Source organism: Nanohaloarchaea archaeon SW_7_43_1, assembly GCA_003009795.1.
In the GTDB taxonomy this organism is placed as follows: domain Archaea; phylum Nanohalarchaeota; class Nanosalinia; order Nanosalinales; family Nanosalinaceae; genus SW-4-43-9.
The window spans coordinates 662,118-678,218 of sequence record PXPE01000001.1; the positions used below are offsets into that span (position 1 = coordinate 662,118).

18 protein-coding genes and 1 tRNA gene are annotated in these 16,101 nt (G+C 41.5%); 9 read left to right on the forward strand and 10 right to left on the reverse strand.

Annotated features, from left to right (window positions below; translation table 11 throughout):
* The first annotated feature begins 24 nt into the window (after nt 1–24).
* Nucleotides 25–384 carry a hypothetical protein gene (locus BRC29_03840; protein ID PSG99231.1) on the forward strand — a complete coding sequence of 120 codons (360 nt, stop codon included), beginning with the start codon at nt 25–27 and terminating at the stop codon, nt 382–384.
* Here the strand turns inward: BRC29_03840 and BRC29_03845 are convergent.
* From BRC29_03845 to BRC29_03855, 3 genes are all read right to left on the reverse strand, one after another.
* Nucleotides 381–1,547: a hypothetical protein gene (locus tag BRC29_03845; protein ID PSG99232.1), complete on the reverse strand. Its 1,167-nt coding sequence runs from the start codon at nt 1,545–1,547 to the stop codon at nt 381–383. The genes BRC29_03840 and BRC29_03845 overlap by 4 nt on opposite strands.
* Before the next feature lie 6 nt (nt 1,548–1,553).
* Entirely contained in the window at nt 1,554–2,057 is a 504-nt protein-coding gene (locus BRC29_03850; protein ID PSG99233.1) for a hypothetical protein, read from the reverse strand.
* 73 nt (nt 2,058–2,130) lie between these two features.
* Complete coding sequence (locus BRC29_03855; GenBank protein PSG99234.1) at nt 2,131–3,060, reverse strand: hypothetical protein; 930 nt, start codon at nt 3,058–3,060, stop codon at nt 2,131–2,133.
* 67 nt (nt 3,061–3,127) lie between these two features.
* On the opposite strand from BRC29_03855, the gene BRC29_03860 reads away from it, so the two are divergent.
* Nucleotides 3,128–3,427 (forward strand): hypothetical protein, encoded by a 300-nt coding sequence (locus BRC29_03860; protein PSG99235.1) that lies wholly within the window; start codon nt 3,128–3,130, stop codon nt 3,425–3,427.
* On the opposite strand, the gene BRC29_03865 is transcribed toward BRC29_03860, so the two are convergent.
* The 3 genes from BRC29_03865 to BRC29_03875 form a co-directional block, all read right to left on the reverse strand.
* Nucleotides 3,424–4,266, reverse strand: coding sequence for an endonuclease IV (locus BRC29_03865; GenBank protein PSG99236.1), 843 nt, complete (start codon nt 4,264–4,266; stop codon nt 3,424–3,426). The genes BRC29_03860 and BRC29_03865 overlap by 4 nt on opposite strands.
* A gap of 107 nt (nt 4,267–4,373) precedes the next feature.
* Complete coding sequence (locus tag BRC29_03870; GenBank protein ID PSG99237.1) at nt 4,374–4,940, reverse strand: NAD(P)/FAD-dependent oxidoreductase; 567 nt, start codon at nt 4,938–4,940, stop codon at nt 4,374–4,376.
* Between the two features lie 25 nt (nt 4,941–4,965).
* A complete protein-coding gene (locus BRC29_03875; GenBank protein PSG99238.1) occupies nt 4,966–5,556 on the reverse strand; it encodes a hypothetical protein in 591 nt (196 codons plus the stop codon).
* 100 nt (nt 5,557–5,656) lie between these two features.
* Here BRC29_03875 and rpl40e point away from each other — a divergent pair, with 100 nt between their 5' ends.
* The 3 genes from rpl40e (at nt 5,657) to BRC29_03890 (ending at nt 6,876) form a co-directional block, all read left to right on the forward strand.
* Complete coding sequence (gene rpl40e / locus BRC29_03880; protein PSG99239.1) at nt 5,657–5,818, forward strand: 50S ribosomal protein L40e; 162 nt, start codon at nt 5,657–5,659, stop codon at nt 5,816–5,818.
* A gap of 7 nt (nt 5,819–5,825) precedes the next feature.
* A complete protein-coding gene (locus tag BRC29_03885; protein ID PSG99240.1) occupies nt 5,826–6,704 on the forward strand; it encodes a hypothetical protein in 879 nt (292 codons plus the stop codon).
* Nucleotides 6,705–6,740: 36 nt separating this feature from the next.
* A tRNA-Thr gene (locus BRC29_03890) sits at nt 6,741–6,876 on the forward strand.
* A 93-nt stretch (nt 6,877–6,969) separates the two neighbouring features.
* Here BRC29_03890 and BRC29_03895 read toward each other — a convergent pair.
* Nucleotides 6,970–7,944: a hypothetical protein gene (locus BRC29_03895; GenBank protein PSG99241.1), complete on the reverse strand. Its 975-nt coding sequence runs from the start codon at nt 7,942–7,944 to the stop codon at nt 6,970–6,972.
* Nucleotides 7,945–8,205: 261 nt separating this feature from the next.
* Between BRC29_03895 and BRC29_03900 the strand changes: the two genes are divergently transcribed.
* Nucleotides 8,206–8,388 carry a hypothetical protein gene (locus BRC29_03900; GenBank protein PSG99242.1) on the forward strand — a complete coding sequence of 61 codons (183 nt, stop codon included), beginning with the start codon at nt 8,206–8,208 and terminating at the stop codon, nt 8,386–8,388.
* A 31-nt stretch (nt 8,389–8,419) separates the two neighbouring features.
* Nucleotides 8,420–10,186 carry an oligoendopeptidase F gene (gene pepF, locus BRC29_03905; GenBank protein ID PSG99243.1) on the forward strand — a complete coding sequence of 589 codons (1,767 nt, stop codon included), beginning with the start codon at nt 8,420–8,422 and terminating at the stop codon, nt 10,184–10,186.
* Here pepF and BRC29_03910 read toward each other — a convergent pair.
* Nucleotides 10,183–11,301, reverse strand: coding sequence for a hypothetical protein (locus BRC29_03910; protein PSG99244.1), 1,119 nt, complete (start codon nt 11,299–11,301; stop codon nt 10,183–10,185). The two genes, pepF and BRC29_03910, sit on opposite strands and share 4 nt — an antisense overlap.
* Before the next feature lie 55 nt (nt 11,302–11,356).
* Between BRC29_03910 and BRC29_03915 the strand changes: the two genes are divergently transcribed.
* Nucleotides 11,357–12,844 (forward strand): carboxypeptidase, encoded by a 1,488-nt coding sequence (locus BRC29_03915; protein PSG99245.1) that lies wholly within the window; start codon nt 11,357–11,359, stop codon nt 12,842–12,844.
* 91 nt (nt 12,845–12,935) lie between these two features.
* On the opposite strand, the gene BRC29_03920 is transcribed toward BRC29_03915, so the two are convergent.
* A complete protein-coding gene (locus tag BRC29_03920; GenBank protein PSG99246.1) occupies nt 12,936–13,370 on the reverse strand; it encodes a hypothetical protein in 435 nt (144 codons plus the stop codon).
* 683 nt (nt 13,371–14,053) lie between these two features.
* On the opposite strand from BRC29_03920, the gene BRC29_03925 reads away from it, so the two are divergent.
* Nucleotides 14,054–14,533 carry a hypothetical protein gene (locus BRC29_03925; protein ID PSG99247.1) on the forward strand — a complete coding sequence of 160 codons (480 nt, stop codon included), beginning with the start codon at nt 14,054–14,056 and terminating at the stop codon, nt 14,531–14,533.
* 35 nt (nt 14,534–14,568) lie between these two features.
* On the opposite strand, the gene BRC29_03930 is transcribed toward BRC29_03925, so the two are convergent.
* Complete coding sequence (locus BRC29_03930) at nt 14,569–15,621, reverse strand: hypothetical protein (GenBank protein ID PSG99248.1); 1,053 nt, start codon at nt 15,619–15,621, stop codon at nt 14,569–14,571.
* Nucleotides 15,622–16,101 lie beyond the last annotated feature (480 nt).

Sequence of the window (16,101 nt, forward strand, 5' to 3'; positions counted from 1 at the left end):
AAAAAAGAAATCTAAATTAGACTTATGTCATCTTTGGATCAGATTATTCTTGCTTTAAATACCGCTGGAACACTTACTATAGGAAGTATATGTTTCTTCATCGTTTATACAACATTTCGAGGTATTGAGGACGACAAGATCCAAGAGTTCTCGAAGAGGTTTCTAATGGCTATAGCGGTTCTATTACTGTATGTTTCGTACTTGATGGTGTTTAACACCTTCTTCCAGGGATATGAGATGGCCCGATATCCTCTATACCTTATCTTGGTAGTAGTATTCCTGTGCATGATTTATGCAGCTACAGCTTTCGAGAAGATAGCGAAAGAATACGGCATTTCACACAGCAGTAAAATGGATAAAATGAAGGACCAAGAACAGCTTTAAGGCTTCTTCTTGTCTTTTCTCCTTCTAACCACAGTGTTAAGCTTATCCAATGCTTCATCGACTACATCAAGCATCTCCCAACCATCTTCTTCTATGTTTATGTTCCCCAGTTCGGAGTAAAGCTTGACCTCTATCTCCCAACGGTGTTTTTTGCCGTCTTTCTCCGCCTTCCTGAATCTTGCGGTGATCTCCTCAGGTTTCTCCAGCTTCCTTCCAAGAGAACCTTTCAGCTGGTTCCTGATTTTGTTATGAACAGCTGACTTCTCCTCAGGGACTTCCAGTCCTGTAAGAGATACCATTACTGTCCGACCTGGCGCGAAGCCGGATAAATAATCAATAAAGTCCTTGACTGTTAGAATTGATTCGGGTTTTCCGGCATGGGTGAAAACTATCTCGGTTGCATCATTCTGGAAAATCTTTTCAGCGGCTTCCCGGGCATTCATGTCATTGTTGAGACTGAACGGATCACGTGACATCAACTCTTTTACCGGGATATCCGATATCTCATCTTTCTCAGTTCCTCCGGCTATATTTACCTCTTTCGTACCAGATCTTCCTCCAGATGTACCGCCCGAGTCAACAGACTCCCGTGGAACCATGGCTTGAAGAAAATCAGTGCTTCTAAGAATCCCTGTCAGATCCCCGGTTTCCTCATCCACTACAGGCAAACGGGAGATATTATTGTCGAGTATCAGATGTCTGGCCTCATCAAGTTTATCATTCTCGGAGACTTTCACGAGCTCAGCGGAATCTATATCTCTTGCAGAGATATTTTCAAGTTCCTCTACATCAACTAGAGCGTCCCTGAACTCCTTATCACTGACAACCTCTTTCAGTTTCCCGCCCTCTGTTCTTACAAGCATCTTTCTTCCGGAATTGATTCTCAGTAAGGCTAGATCAACCAGGTTTGATCCTTCCTCAATCTCAGGAGGCTGATGCATAACCTTTTCGATTCCGGTTCTCTCCGGATTGAACTGGATGGAACGGATTAACTCCCTGTACCCGATAGCTCCTTCAAGATTATTTTCCTCGTTGACAATGGGGATAGATCTGAGCCCTTCCTCTTCCATCATGTTCTTGATTTGGGCGATGCTCTGATCGTTTCGAGCCTTGCAAGGCTCTTTATTTGTTACTTGTTCTGAAGGAATATTCTCAACAGACATTCATAATCACCTGTCAACTAGGAACTTGTCAGGATCTTCATCCATATCGATGAAGTTATCGGCAGATTCTCTGATTTCCTTAGCGCTGCTTTTCCCAAAGCTCATGACTTCCACTCTGCATCCAAGAGATTTAAGATGATCTACAAGAACCGCAAAATCTCCGTCCCCGGTGACTAGGACCACGGTATCCAATTTCTTGGCCTGCTGAACCATGTCCACCGTCATCCCTAGATCCCAGTCCCCCTTTTTCTGGCCGCCGTAGAATTCCTTCAACTCTTTTGCTTTGACTTCGTATCCTATTCTTCTCAAAGCCTCAAAGAAATCGCTTTCATCAGGAGTGTCAGCTCTGATAACATAAGCTGCTGCCCTGATTAGGTCTCTATCCATAACCGCTGCATCAAGAAGTTTTTCGAAATCTACTTTTCCTTCGTAAAGATTTTTTGCACTATAGTACATATTTTGAACGTCTACATAGACGCCTACTCTTTGATCTTTGTGTATATTCGTCATTCTGTTGGTTTACCTCTAATTCGAGAAATCGATTAAGTATCGATTCGTTACAGTAAATAGATCGATCAGACATTTAAAAGCCTAATCGCTTTATGAACTTTGGCTCGCCGTGAAGATACATATCCACAAATAAAACTCCCATTAACTGTCTGACAAAGTAATACAGACCAACCAGTAAAACCACTTCAGGCGAAACATGAGCCCCTATAAAGAATGCAATAGCGACATTACGTGTGGAAGAAATGAAACCTATCGTGCGGGCTTCCTTCTCGTAGAAGCCTGAAAGCATCCCTAGAATATGGGAATAGCCAAAAGTCAGAACGCTGAAAGCACCGAAAAGCAATCCAGCTATGAATAGCTGAGATGTATAAATTACGCCGTCAGCCTGGAGAATTAACCGGGCTTGAACAAATGTAATAACGGTGATCAGCCAGAAAGATAGCTTTGAGAAATGAATTCTCATATCTTCAATCAGGTAGTTCTCATAGCTCTGGGTAACAACACCGATCAGGAAAGGTATGACTGCGAACACAAGATTGTCTATCATTAGAGAGTAATCAACTTCAAGAGGGAACAACAACAGTAAAGCTGGAGCAAAAATCAATGAACCAAAAACACTGAAACTGCCGGCATACGAAGCAAGATCTCCATCCGCCTTCGCCAAGTTAGACCATATAGCCGGTGAGCCCAAAGCTGCTCCAGAAGCACCTAGAACCAGGAAAACGTCTCCTATGTGGCTTGGAATGTACGAGAATATGTATGCTATGGCCGGTACGAGAACGTAGACAGATAAGATTGCAAGTGAAAGCTGTTTGCTTTTGTTTCTAATCGCTTTGAAAAAGCCTAGATCTAGGTGGAGTCCGACAAGGAAAAATAAGGAAGCCAGTAAAAACGTAAACAAAACATTAGAGAGTACTTGTCCCGAGATAAAGTAGGAAACGGCTCCAGCGGAGACTACAAGAAATGCGAGCTCCAGATCGGTTTTCAGGCCATGAAATGGCATGATGAAAAATGGTTGAAGCCGGTTTATTAATTTATAACTTAACAGTTTGGTATTAACTTCATCCACAATGACAGTCGATACGAGGGATTCGACGCTAGAAGATTTTGCAGCTGAATACCTAGAATGTGAGTATGAAGGAGATTTCTTGATTAATGCTGAGATTGATTATTCCGAGAGGAAAGGTAAAGTTAGAATAGATTTTGAGGGCGAGGAAGAATACCCCAAACTAGGTATTATCCCTGAATACGTGATAACGGAACTAGGTTTGGAGAATCCCAGTATATTCTCGGTGCTGGAAGAAAAGGAAGGAAAGTATATGGCAACGGTCGAAGGGACTGATGAATCCTCCCTGTTTGATAGATACTAAACTCTTAACTCCATAATCTTCTCCAAGTTCTCTTCATAGCCTTTACCGTCACTCGTCGGAGTCTCAAGAACCATAGGTTTCTTCTCCAGTTTTTCAGAATTAACTACGTTCTCAAATCCTTTCTCTCCAATATTTCCTTCACCTATATGCTGATGGTTATCCTTCTCACTGCCTTTCTCATCTTTTGAATCGTTCAGATGTAGGATTTTTACTCTTGCGAGACCAAGATCTTCTTCAATTTCCTGAATAAAGTCCTCGAAACCTTCTTCCTCCCTCAGTTCATACCCTGCCGCATGTGCGTGACATGTATCTATGCATACACCAATCTTTGAGTCATCGGTATCCGATTTTTCTATCATCTGTCGCAGCTGGCCCATTGATTTTCCGAGCGTTGTGCCTTTTCCAGCAGTGTTTTCTAGAAGAAGAGTGACGTTATCCGGAATTTCCAGTTCATTAATTCCTTCAGCTATTCTTTCAATCCCGTTTTCAACTCCAGAACCTGTATGAGCGCCGGGATGGAAAACTACGTGCTCGACTCCCAGTTTTTCGGCTGCATCTAACTCTGCTTGAAGACAGTTCAAAGATTTTTTGAATAGATCGTCTTTAGGTGTAGCAAGGTTGACTAGATAAGTTGAGTGAATAACGTAAGGGTTCTGATCTGCTCTATCTCTAGCTTCCTGAAAGCTTTCCCCGTCTTCATCGGTATATTCGGAGACGCTCCAGGTTCTCGGCGATCCTGCAAATATCTGGCCGCAGCCACCTCCAATTTCTTCCTGTAGTTCAACTGCTTTTTCCATTCCGCCTGAGATCGATACATGTGCGCCTACTCTGAATACCATAAATCAACAATAACACGTATTTTTCAAAACAGTACCGATTCCAGAGTATAGCTCCACAGTGTTAATAGAGAACAAACAGTGCCCGTAAGACGATCCCGTTTTCTAGTTCAGGTGTCGTGATCCTCGTAAGGTTCCCCGTATTTGTCGGTGAGAAGATTCAAAGCGGCTTTTGCGCCATCTCCTATAGCAACTGATGTCTGGTACTCCCAACTGTTAGAAAGTCCGGCGGCATACAGTTTTTCCATCACCGTTGACTCATTCGAATCATCAGTTTTGACGTGTCTATCCATCATGTAAGGGCCTTCAACCCCTTCCTCATACTCCAGATCCAGGTTTTCCAGATAGCTGAGGTCTCCTGCCGAAGCAATTATTACATACTCTGATTCGTACTTGTCCTTACTCGTCTTTACCCTGAAGCCGTCTTCCGTTTTCTCTACTTTCTTTACTTCTTCCTCTTTGATTTCTCCATCAAAGTCCTCCAACTTGTTTTTACCGCTTCTCAAGAGTTCCTGACCTGATACTGAGTCATGACCTATCAAGTTTTGGATGTTTGAAGTGTTGTGTACTAGAGATTCACCAGTATCAAGTAAAAGAGTTTGTTCATCTGCTTTCGCAGTGAAAATCCCTGCCTGAAGACCGGCTATTCCTCCTCCGATTACAGTAACTGTTTTCATACAAAGAAATAGAGACAGTACTTATTCAAATATTTTGATTCACTGTCCTTCTTAATCTGTCCTCTAACTGATAGCTGATCTCGACCATCTTTTCTATCTCGGTACCGGCAAATCGAAATATCATTACAGCAATAACCACTCCTATTAGACCTGAGAAAACTCCGCCCAAAACATCCAGAGGGTAGTGAAGCCCTACAAAGATTCTTCCAAGACCGGTCAGAGCTCCTGCGATCCCAAACAGTTCCGCAAGCCTTCTTCTTTTCAGGTAGACAAAGCTCCAGAAAACCGAGAACATCGCCGCAGTATGTTGACTGGCAAACGCATTATCAAGTTCTCTTCCTGAAACAGTTGTCTCGTAGAGATAAAACGGTTGATGGTGGAAATAAAGTAGACCGAGAATATAGCTGAGAGCGATACCTGAAACGGTTGCAGCAAATGTGAAAACCGAGTTATTGCGGGATTCAGGGGATTCAAACCATAGATAGATTAACACTGCTGGCACAAGCAAAATAAGTATTTCCGCCGCTGCAAGGAAGAAAAAGTCGATTATTTTGTTACTTGTGAACTGCTGGATGAAAAGGAAAAGCTGAGTATCTATTGCAGCCACATCAACCATGTTAGAACTGTTGAAACCGGGATATAAAAACTCTTGCAGACTTATCCAACTTACTTAAAAATAATGCAACTGAATTGTTCTATATAAGGTGAGTTAAAAAATGGCACAGAGATTTGAGGAAGCCAAGGAAAGAATTTTCGGAAATGTCTACGTATGCAGGAGATGTAACGCCAAGAACAGGACAAGCAACCCTGAAGACACTTCTTGCAGGAAATGCGGTTACTCAAGCTTGAGAAAGAAAAACGACGAGTTCGCAGGCTGACTGAACCGTGGAATGGTTTGTTGCAACAGTAGGAGCAGCACTGATCTGGTCCTTCACAGGAATAATCGCGAAAGAACTGATGGATCAGGATTCTAGCATTGTATACTCTTTTCTATACACTGTTCTTGCTTTGATCTTCTACACACCTGTTTTCCTCTACTTTCTACCCCGAACCGCGATATCCTTAGAACTCCTTACACTAGGTATCTTCGCGGTATCTGGGATCGGCAATATCTTCGGTATAATGTCTTACAACTATTCGATAAAACTTGGAGAACTCTCCCGGGTGATACCATTCACAAAACTAAACCCTGTTTTCACAGCTGTAATCGCAGCAGTGGTTCTGGGAGAACAGATGACACCAACCAGAGTAACAGGAATAATACTTGTCACAGTCGGAAGCTACGTTATACTTGAAGAGAAAAACACCGGCTGGAAACAACCCTTCAGAACATTCATACGTGAAAGAGGGCCAAAAGTAGCCGCCCTATCAGCTCTAATATACTCTTTCACCGCTGTAGCAGACAGATATTTAACCCAGATAATCCAACCAGAAATCTATAACTTCCTAATCTATCTCTCCATGGCAACCGGTTTAACAACCTATATACTAGCGACAAGAAGAGATGTAATTCCCCGGATCATCCCTGACTTCAAACAGCATCTCTACAAATACATTGGAACAGGAATCGGTGCCGCATTTGGATCCTACCTCATATTTTACGCATTCTCACAGGCACCGGCCTCACGAGTAATACCTGTTTTACAGATCCAGGTACTGATATCAGTTATAGCAGGAGTCGTGCTGTTTGACGAGAAAAACCTTAGAGAGAAAATGGTTGGTGCGGTAATACTGATTGCTGGGATTACACTGATAGCAATCTAACCATTTAAAGAAATTACCGAGATAGTACAATAATAAGCCCCATTGGCTCAGCGGTAGAGCGCGTCCTTGGTAGGAACTTCTGGAAGTTCCATCATCACAAAACAAATTACAATTGACTTTCAGAAAACCCACGAACAGGACGAGACCCCGGGTTCGAATCTCGGATGGGGCTTCTATTGTTTTGGGTTCAAAACTCAGATTCTTCATCTGAAAGAAAAATCAATTAGCCACTATCCTCAGAGATTTAAAAAGAAGCTTATCAATTCTAATCATTTCGATCGGTAATATCTTTGGCTAAATTTTCAAGACCATTATTCTCAATATCAGCAAGTCCGATTTTAACTGCTCTTCTTCTGATAGCGTCTATACGTGCTTTTCCACTGGTTCTTGAGTCTGCGTGGTTCAGGAATGCATTGATGTAATTGACCAGTTTTTCCTGTGATACATCGTAGTTAGGCGATAATTCATCTGTCCAAAGATATGTTACTGACCATGCGGCCCCTTCATCTATGTATTTTTTGTTGGGTGCTTTTCTGAGATCTGTTCCTGCGGCTTTTAGCTCGTTGTGTATGTAGGCGTGTGTCATTTCATGGCTGAGAACAGCTTTAGATACTTTAGGATCTTGTCTCTGGTCCAGAGCCTTATATAATGGTCTCAGCTCTTTTGGAAGCTTTTTGTAGTTTATCTGCTCTACTACCTCTTGAGGTGCTGAGTAGATATTGAATTTGTTGTTTGCCCGCATGTATGATCCAAGTGTTCCATCACTTTGTCCGAAAATTGCGGAAAATAGCTCCTTAGTTCCTTTCTGGACATTAAGAACTTCGAATCCAATTTGTTTGAGTTCATCAGGTTTGCTTCCGTCTACATGCTCCTCGTCCATCATTATTTCTCCAAGATCCTCGCCTGTCTGTTTCTTTAGATAGAGGAAGTAGCAGGCAAGTAGTTGTTTCTGGGAGTATGAAACGCTACTAGGGAAAAGCTGAAATTCAATACCGTAAGAACCGGTTGAAGTTTCAAGAAATTTTTCAACACTTTCAAATGTTTCTTTCCTAACGCCATCAACTATAGTCGATATAAACTCGCCTATTTCTTCACAAATATGGCTTATACTGGTCTCAGGAGTGTTTTCTACCGCAGAAAGCGTTAAGTTAAAGTTTCCATGTGATATTTGTAGGCCGCAGGTACCACAGTAGGATTGATTATCCTTCACTTTTTCGACGCATCCTAAGCAGAAACCCATATTACCACTATCATTCCTCTACATTAAACTTTTTACCAAGTTTTGCCAATCAGAGCGACTAATCGACATACCTAGCAAATACTAAGCAATAAATATGTGTAAAACTAGGGCCTCATAGTACCTGTTGCGATTCTCTGATGGTTCAATTCCCTTACCCCGAGAGAATGGTAAACATAAAATTCAGAAGTCAGAAAGGGGCTTTAAACCTTTGCTGAGAATGGATACTATGTTTAATTTAAAGCCTCTAGCAGAGAAATATTAATGTTTATGGAAGGAAAAGACCTCAAAACTTATATTCTGGCGGCGATGGTGATACTTTTCTGGCTGTCTACACCACTTTATTTCCAAGTTGAATATGGTTACTCAGCTGTGAAAGTGTCATTCTTGATTACTGTTATCTACTACATAGGGTTCAAGATATGGGAGAAACTGCTCTCCAAGTAGAGATAAAAACCTGGGAGATTCCTATATTTGTATGGTTAGAAGCAGAGATGAGATCGACTCAAGGTATAAGTGGGGAGTTGATGAGGTATACAGTATTGGGGAATTAGATCAGGAGATTGACGATGTTAGAAGCCTCCTGGAAGATGTCAAAGATTTCAGTGGAGGGTTAAGTCGGGAAGAAAATCTTGAGGAATTTCTTGACAAGTATTCCAGGATGGAAAGAAAGCTATCCACGCTCTCCCGGTATGCGTCAATGAAAAGTGATGAAGATACTCGGGATCAAGAGGCGCGGGCACTGAAATCCAAAGTTTCCTCTCTTAGTTCGAAAGTATCGGAAGAAACCAGTTTTGTCAAACTGGAGATACAAGGAATCGGGAAGGAAAAAGTTGAAGATATGATCGAGAGTAATGATAAAATCGCCGAGCGTGATTACTACCTCCGGGAATTTACCCGGCTTAAGCCGTATACTAGGTCGCTTGAAGTGGAGAAAACAGTTTCCTCTCTATCAGAAGTGCTGGATGCATCTTCAGAGACATACTCTATGCTCTCCAACGCCGATCTCACGTTTCCAGAAATCAATAGAGACGGAGAAAAAACCAGGATTACACAGGCAAATTTTACCAGGCTGCTGAAGGATGGAGACGAAAACTTCAGGGAGGAAGTCTATGAGAGTTATTATGAAACGCTTGAGGGCTACGAGAACACTATTGGCACCACATTCTCCAAAGAAGTAAGGACCAATATTAAAATGGCGGAAATAAGGAACTATAACTCGGCAAGAGAGGCAGCGCTAAAACCAGATAATATTCCTCTTGATGTCTATGATAATCTGGTTGAGACAGTGGAAGATAATTTGGATGTTTTACATGATCACATGAAACTGAAGCAGGAAGCCAGAAACCTTGATTCTGTGAAGATGCATGACCTTTACCTGCCAATCCCTGAAAGCAATAGCCCTGAAGTCAGCTACGAGAAAGCAAAAGAATATATTTTGGAGGCTCTCCAGCCACTGGGAGAGAGATACGTTGAAAAACTGAGAGAGGGACTGGAAAACCGATGGGTTGATGTATACGAAACAGATGGAAAGAGATCAGGAGCATACTCAGGAGGTTCATACGATACCCGGCCGTTCATCCTGATGAACTATCAGAAAGATATAGACTCGATGTACACACTGGCGCACGAACTTGGTCACTCCATGCACTCAGAGTTAACCAGCAAAAACCAACCATACCTCCACAGCAACTACAAAATATTTGTAGCGGAGGTCGCTTCAACAGTTAACGAAGTACTACTAACAGAATATCTGCTGGAGAATATTGATGATCAGGAGTTCGGGAAGCATGTTCTCAGTCACGCACTGGAGAATTTCAGATCAACACTTTTCCGCCAGACAATGTTCGCCGACTTCGAGAAGAAAATACATGATAAAGCCGAATCCGGTGAGCCTATGACAGCAGAGAGAGCCAGCGAAATCTATGCAGATCTGAAATCAGATTTCTACAGGCCTGTCGAGATGGACGAGCATATCAGGAATGAATGGATGAGAATACCGCATTTCTACTACAACTTCTACGTATTCCAGTACGCTACAGGTATCTCGGCAGCGAACCAGATCGCAGAAATTATTCAGGATGAAGAACCAGAAAACTATCTGAAGTTTCTAAAAAGCGGTGGGAGCGCACCCCCATTAGAACTACTGAGGAAAGCCGGCGTCGACATGGAGAGCAAAGAGCCGGTCGAAACTGCTATTGAGCACTACAGTAAGAGAATAGAACAGATGAGAGAGCAGCTTTAATTCTCGAAAATCCATTTCCCGTCCTCCTGAACTACTTCCCCGTCAACAATAATTTTTCCTCCACCGGCTCGGGACCTCAAATCATTGACTATATCCCAGTGGATCGCCGATTCGTTTCTCTTGGATTCGGGAGCACATTCCTCGTAGGCTCTTCCTATTGCCATATGAACTGTCCCAGCTATTTTCTCATCAAACAAAGTATCTTTTGTAAACTCAGTGATCTGTTTGTTAGTACCTAAACCCAGTTCTCCGATATACCTTGATCCTTCATCAGTGTTGATCATCTTTTCAAGATAGTCCTCATTTTTCTCAGCCTGGAAATCAACGATTTTCCCGTTTTCAAACCAGAGCTTGATACCGTGTACTTCTGTACCGCTGTCAACTCCAGGATACGTAAAGCTAATATGGCCTTCAACTGAATCCTTTACAGGTGCATAGAAAACCTCACCGTCCGGAATATTGTTTCTTCCGTCAGCTGAAACGCCTTCTCTGTTTTCTAGGCTCATCCTTATATCTGTATCCTTGCTCTTTATTCTGACCTCTTCAGCTCCATCCACCAACTCTTTGACTTTCTTGTTCCGTTCGCTTATATCAGAGTAATCGGCAGTTACAGCTTCAAACACCATTTCCTCAAACTCCTGAGTTGACATCCCTGCATTCTGGGCCATTGACTTGGTTGGGAATCTGGTTGCAACCCATTTTTTCGAGAGCCTTTCATTAAGAATTTCTCTGGTGGTTGACTTCCATTCAGAAATTTTCTCCGGATCAGTACCGGATAGATCCTGAGTGTTGTCTCCACCACCTATTCTGATATATGCATCCATTTTCTCCATTTCCTGTTTTTTGGCCTCGGAAAGAGTTTCAAGCTGGCTACTATCCGCATGTTTGAACCAGTCATAGTCTGCTGCTCCGGCTCCGTTCATGGTGTCATAGAGTAGGTGTTCGTGAGGCATACCTCCTCTTTTGATTATCTGTCTCCTAACCTCTTTGAATAGAGAAAGCGATTCCAGCGACTTGCAGAGAAGATAGACGTTATCTCCCTTTTCAACATGTGTAGCTCGGTTGACCAGTACTTGGGTAAACTCTTTCAAACGAGTATCTTCGGTGTTTTCCATACAGCAACTATTGGAGCCTGGCTATTTATTTATTAGAGAAACCATATTATGATGTATGACTTCTGAAGTGGAAAGGCTGAAAGAGAAATCAAAAAAGATTACCAACTTAGAACAGACATCAGGTTTACTTCACTGGGACCAAGAGGTTATAATGCCTGAAAAAGGAATTGAAGCCCGTTCCCAGCAACTTTCTGTTCTGTCCGGAATAAAACATGAAATGATTGTCTCTAAAGAAATGCATAAATTGTTGGAAAGTATTGATCCAGAAGATCTTGAGGAACTGGATAATGCTACATACCGGGAGGTCAATCGGGAACATGAACGAGCCCGAAAAGTTGACCAGGAACTGATTGAGGAAATATCAGCTCAGTCCTCAGTGACTGTAGATAAATGGAAGGAAGCTCGTGAGGAAGATGACTTCTCAGTGGTTGAGGAACAACTACAGGAGCTAATCAAATTAAAGAGAGAATATGTAGAACAGATAGACACAAACGAAGAGCCCTACAAAGTCCTTTTCAACGACTATGAGCCTTATATCCGGTTTGAAACAATGGAAGAAATTATGGAAACCCTCAAATCGGAGCTAAAGGATATTCTGGAAAAAATCAGAGAAAGTAGTACGGATCCTGATAATATATTTGAAAGAGAAATTGAAGAGGAAAGGCAGATGGAAATTAACCGTGAAATTCTAAACGGTTTAGGATATGATTGGAGCAAGGGAAGGATTGATATCTCAGAGCATCCATTCACTATAGGAAATCAGTTTGATGCTCGAATAACGACTAGGGTTGATGAGAAGGATGTTTCAAAAACATTGATGCCGACGATACATGAGTTTGGTCACGCATTGTACGAACAGAATCTACCTGAAAATGAATACGGTTTTCCGGTAGGAGAGTCTCGAGATCTAAGCATTCATGAATCACAGTCCAGACTTTGGGAGAACCATGTAGGTAGGTCTGAAAGTTTCTGGAAGTATATTCAGGAAAATATAACAGAATTCGAAGAATCGGACGCTAAAGAGCTTTATCGGTCGATAAACCGCGTCAAGGAAGACAATCTAATTCGTGTGGAAGCTGATGAACTCAGCTATCATCTCCATATCTACCTTCGGTTCAAGCTTGAGAGACAGCTTGTTAACGGCGACATAGAAGTAACAGATCTCCCTGAAAAATGGAACGAGAAAATGGAAAACCTTCTGGGAATAAGACCTGAAAACGATAAAACCGGTGTTTTACAGGATATTCACTGGTATCAAGGCAGTATAGGCTACTTTACAACCTACTCTCTGGGAAGCGTTATATCAGCTCAGCTATACGAAACAATAGAGAAAGATGTGAAAGACTTAGATGAGAAAGTAGAATCAGGGGAATTCGGAGAAGTCAGGGAATGGTTGAAGGAAAACATTCACCAACACGGAAAGCATTACAGAACCGAAAAGTTGGTAGAGAAAGCTAGTGGTGAGAAACCTGGAGCAGATAGTTTCCTGGATTATATCCGCGACAAGTATAGTGAAATATATGATCTGAATCTGGAAACCTGATTTCCATAATGGTTTAGACTGTATCTTGATGACATATCAGGCAGATACTGAGCCATTTGTGACTAATCATAAGATGCTGTAAAGATCTCAGTCATTGTATCTGCTGTATTCTATATAGTCTGATGAAGTCTCCATCAACTTCTTCAGAGTTATCGCTGTACCGGAAGTAAAATCGGTAAGCATCATTACCTGCTATAACAAATTCCGAAACAGTTCTTTTCTGGCCATCGCTTGTAGTATTAATCTGTCTTTCACTATTCTCTGTCTCAATATACGCCTTGAATTCGTTCCAGTTTTCATAGTAAATACTTGCCGAACTATTGTCAAAAACTACAGATTCCTCTCTGTTATCAGCGTTCAGAGTTACGTTGAAATTTGAGCTATAAAGTTCCGGTCTCTCATATTTTTTGTTCTGAAGCTGGTCTCCTATTACGAAGCCTGTCCCAACCATGAGAAGAAATACTGATACTGTCAATATCTTTTCCTGTCTTCCGACTCTCTCAGCAATGTCTTCAGGCGTGTACATAGATCAACTTATGTTAGAAACGGTTTAAAAAATGAGGAAAAGGAGGTAGGTTGGTCTACTTGTTTACTATTTATGCGAGAGCTACAGGTCTAGCCAGCTCGGGAATGAGAGCACTGCGAGCTTTTGATCCTAAATCTCAAATTTAGGGAGCGAATATATTGCTCTATCTCGTAACCTTGTTGGTTCCACTACCTATCAGCATCCTTGTTTGGGCTCATTCTCCTATCTGGCTTGTTGTTTTGTAGTAATTTCGGGTTAGTTTGATGTTTACCTATCGTGTGCTGGTGTTCATCATTTGAGATCCTTTAGGCCGGAGATCAGATGCAAGAGCGATGGCAGTAACCTTCTTCAGCCGTTATAAATTCATGTGCGCCATGTACTCTTTCCCCACATAGAACGCATTTTCCGAATTTTTTAGTTGAAGCTTGTCTTTGAGACAGTTCCATAATCATGCTTTTCAATTTAGGTTTCACCTCTGACCAAGTGTTAAGAAAAGCTCTTATATAAGTCTTTTTACTTAAACAATCTTTTTGACTGTTCAATTGGCAGAATAAAAGTTTTTAAGCGCTTCTTTAAGTTAATCAAAGTTTTGTAAGCCCTGGGTTGTCCTATAAGAATTATTTTTGGTCATTGATATTTCGGCGGGGAAAACTGTTAATAGGCATCCATAGAAGATTTACAGTATGTACCTTGAGCGTATGAGAAACCTGAGTGAGCGACAGGTAACAATTGGAACGATAGCTATTCTGTTCCTTCTAATTCTATCCGCATTAGCTCTTCCAGAAACAGAACCAGATACAAACTTAGTGGATTCAATCGAGCTCAACTACGTAGAGGGAAATCAGTTAGGAGAAGCCATTGTTCAAAGAAACTCCGACTTCCCTACCTTCATCAAAGAGCCCGACTACAGAGCCTGTATATACACCAATAAGACTAAGCCACCCGTAATTCTAGAAACAGATACTGAGAAGGTTTTCGTCTCCACAGATCGTATCGAGGTTCTAGATGTTAATCTATCAGTCGCTGAGGATAAGCTAGATAATGAGTTTCCACGAGAAGAAGTAAACGTTACACTAGAAAATAGATGCCCTCTGAGAGGTGAGAAAATGGTCGTACTGAGTAAGATACAACAACCTAACGATCTAGTTTCAGGTTTTAGTTGATTCCTATAACTGTGAAAACAGAGATTTAATCAAGATTACTTATTCTTGACGGTTTCCTTCACCTTTTCCCAGTCCTTCACTGACTTCGAGCCAAACTTTCTGGGATCTATGGCATCGGAGATTCTATATGGAATATTACTGAAACCGGTCGAATAACTCATCACATCAGGAAAGACTGTTTCCCGATTAGGGTATACATTGTGTGCCAATCCGTTGTTATGTCCGATTTCATGCAAAATAATTCTTTCAGTTCCGTGATCCATTACGTATTCATTTTCCCTCCTGACTAAAGACCATTTAGAATTGAAATAGCTTATTCCTCCGGGACCGCTTGCAAAATCTCCAACAACTACCGGAATATCGTCTGCAGCCTGAGGCTCAATATTGTAGTTGTCATAAATTCCTGACAGCACCTGAGATATCAAACCTGGGTTTTGATTGGACTCTAATCTGTCCTCTTCATCGACTTTATCGCCAATAGAATAGTCTGTTACGATCTGCTCTAACTGTTTTTCATCATCCGTTAACCGTAAATTCTCGACATTGACTTCGAAATTCGGGTCTAGCTCGTTCAATCCTTGCTGAACATATTCTCGATTAATTTTCTCATTTCCTGAAGGATTTTCCTCCGTTACAAGATTGTAAATAGAGACATCAACATCATCTCCGTCAATAACACTTTTGACCGCGTCCTCATTCATTACACGACTAGGTATTCCCTCTTCATGAGTACGATAAGATTCTATATAAGCCCAGTTGAACAATGAGTCTACAGAGTAAGAACAGGCAGTACCTCCTCCAGCCCAACCCATAAATCTTCTTCTTGTCATACCAGAACTTTCATCATCCTCAACTTCTACAGAATCATTCAGTACACTCTCGATCTCTTCAAATGTATAGTCAGTTGACTTTAGATCCTCAGATATGTCGGAACCTTTTTCCTCCCCATAAAGCCCTTTGAGATATGCTCCTACTATATCATCTGAAGCTTCGCTTTCTACGTGCATTCTGTCTTGAATATTTTCATTTGAAATTTGTTGGATGTCTTCAGCAATAGGATCAAATTCGTCGTATTTATTTGACCTCACATATAATGATTCCTAGGGTAGTATTCAAAAAGCTGGTCTTGAAAACGAACCGTTACACCAAAACTATTATATATAGAAGAAGTACCAATAGAGGTGATTTTAGCTGAAACAGAGAAAAACGCTAACGTTATATCAAATCATAAAAACGTTTTTCGTTATTTAAGCGTTACATAAACAGTTGGCGCAATTAACGTGATGTTTTCTTATTCTACTCTCTTTGTATGAGGTCTCAAGCGAAAGAAGAGCGAGAAACACGACTTTGGATGACTCATAACTAACCTCGGTTCAGATACCCGCATTGAGCAATTAGTAGAGGGTGCGTCCAGGATTTGAATCTCAGATAGCGAGAAATCATATGGATGTTCTCTGACTCCCAATCAAATTCAAGAGTTGGAACAAAGGAAAAAATTGTTAAGTCTCACCAAGCTAAGAACTAGTATGATCAATGAAGGTGGACGCTTTTGGTCGCATGATGAACTT

What these genes read in the sequence shown, in the direction of transcription:
- BRC29_03840 (PSG99231.1), top strand. Translation starts at nt 25, where the DNA reads ATGTCATCTTTGGATCAGATTATTCTTGCTTTAAATACCGCTGGAACA.
- BRC29_03845 (PSG99232.1), bottom strand. Translation starts at nt 1,547, where the DNA reads ATGTCTGTTGAGAATATTCCTTCAGAACAAGTAACAAATAAAGAGCCT.
- BRC29_03850 (PSG99233.1), bottom strand. Translation starts at nt 2,057, where the DNA reads ATGACGAATATACACAAAGATCAAAGAGTAGGCGTCTATGTAGACGTT.
- BRC29_03855 (PSG99234.1), bottom strand. Translation starts at nt 3,060, where the DNA reads ATGCCATTTCATGGCCTGAAAACCGATCTGGAGCTCGCATTTCTTGTA.
- BRC29_03860 (PSG99235.1), top strand. Translation starts at nt 3,128, where the DNA reads ATGACAGTCGATACGAGGGATTCGACGCTAGAAGATTTTGCAGCTGAA.
- BRC29_03865 (PSG99236.1), bottom strand. Translation starts at nt 4,266, where the DNA reads ATGGTATTCAGAGTAGGCGCACATGTATCGATCTCAGGCGGAATGGAA.
- BRC29_03870 (PSG99237.1), bottom strand. Translation starts at nt 4,940, where the DNA reads ATGAAAACAGTTACTGTAATCGGAGGAGGAATAGCCGGTCTTCAGGCA.
- BRC29_03875 (PSG99238.1), bottom strand. Translation starts at nt 5,556, where the DNA reads ATGGTTGATGTGGCTGCAATAGATACTCAGCTTTTCCTTTTCATCCAG.
- rpl40e (PSG99239.1), top strand. Translation starts at nt 5,657, where the DNA reads ATGGCACAGAGATTTGAGGAAGCCAAGGAAAGAATTTTCGGAAATGTC.
- BRC29_03895 (PSG99241.1), bottom strand. Translation starts at nt 7,944, where the DNA reads ATGGGTTTCTGCTTAGGATGCGTCGAAAAAGTGAAGGATAATCAATCC.
- BRC29_03900 (PSG99242.1), top strand. Translation starts at nt 8,206, where the DNA reads ATGTTTATGGAAGGAAAAGACCTCAAAACTTATATTCTGGCGGCGATG.
- pepF (PSG99243.1), top strand. Translation starts at nt 8,420, where the DNA reads ATGGTTAGAAGCAGAGATGAGATCGACTCAAGGTATAAGTGGGGAGTT.
- BRC29_03910 (PSG99244.1), bottom strand. Translation starts at nt 11,301, where the DNA reads ATGGAAAACACCGAAGATACTCGTTTGAAAGAGTTTACCCAAGTACTG.
- BRC29_03915 (PSG99245.1), top strand. Translation starts at nt 11,357, where the DNA reads ATGACTTCTGAAGTGGAAAGGCTGAAAGAGAAATCAAAAAAGATTACC.
- BRC29_03920 (PSG99246.1), bottom strand. Translation starts at nt 13,370, where the DNA reads ATGTACACGCCTGAAGACATTGCTGAGAGAGTCGGAAGACAGGAAAAG.
- BRC29_03925 (PSG99247.1), top strand. Translation starts at nt 14,054, where the DNA reads ATGTACCTTGAGCGTATGAGAAACCTGAGTGAGCGACAGGTAACAATT.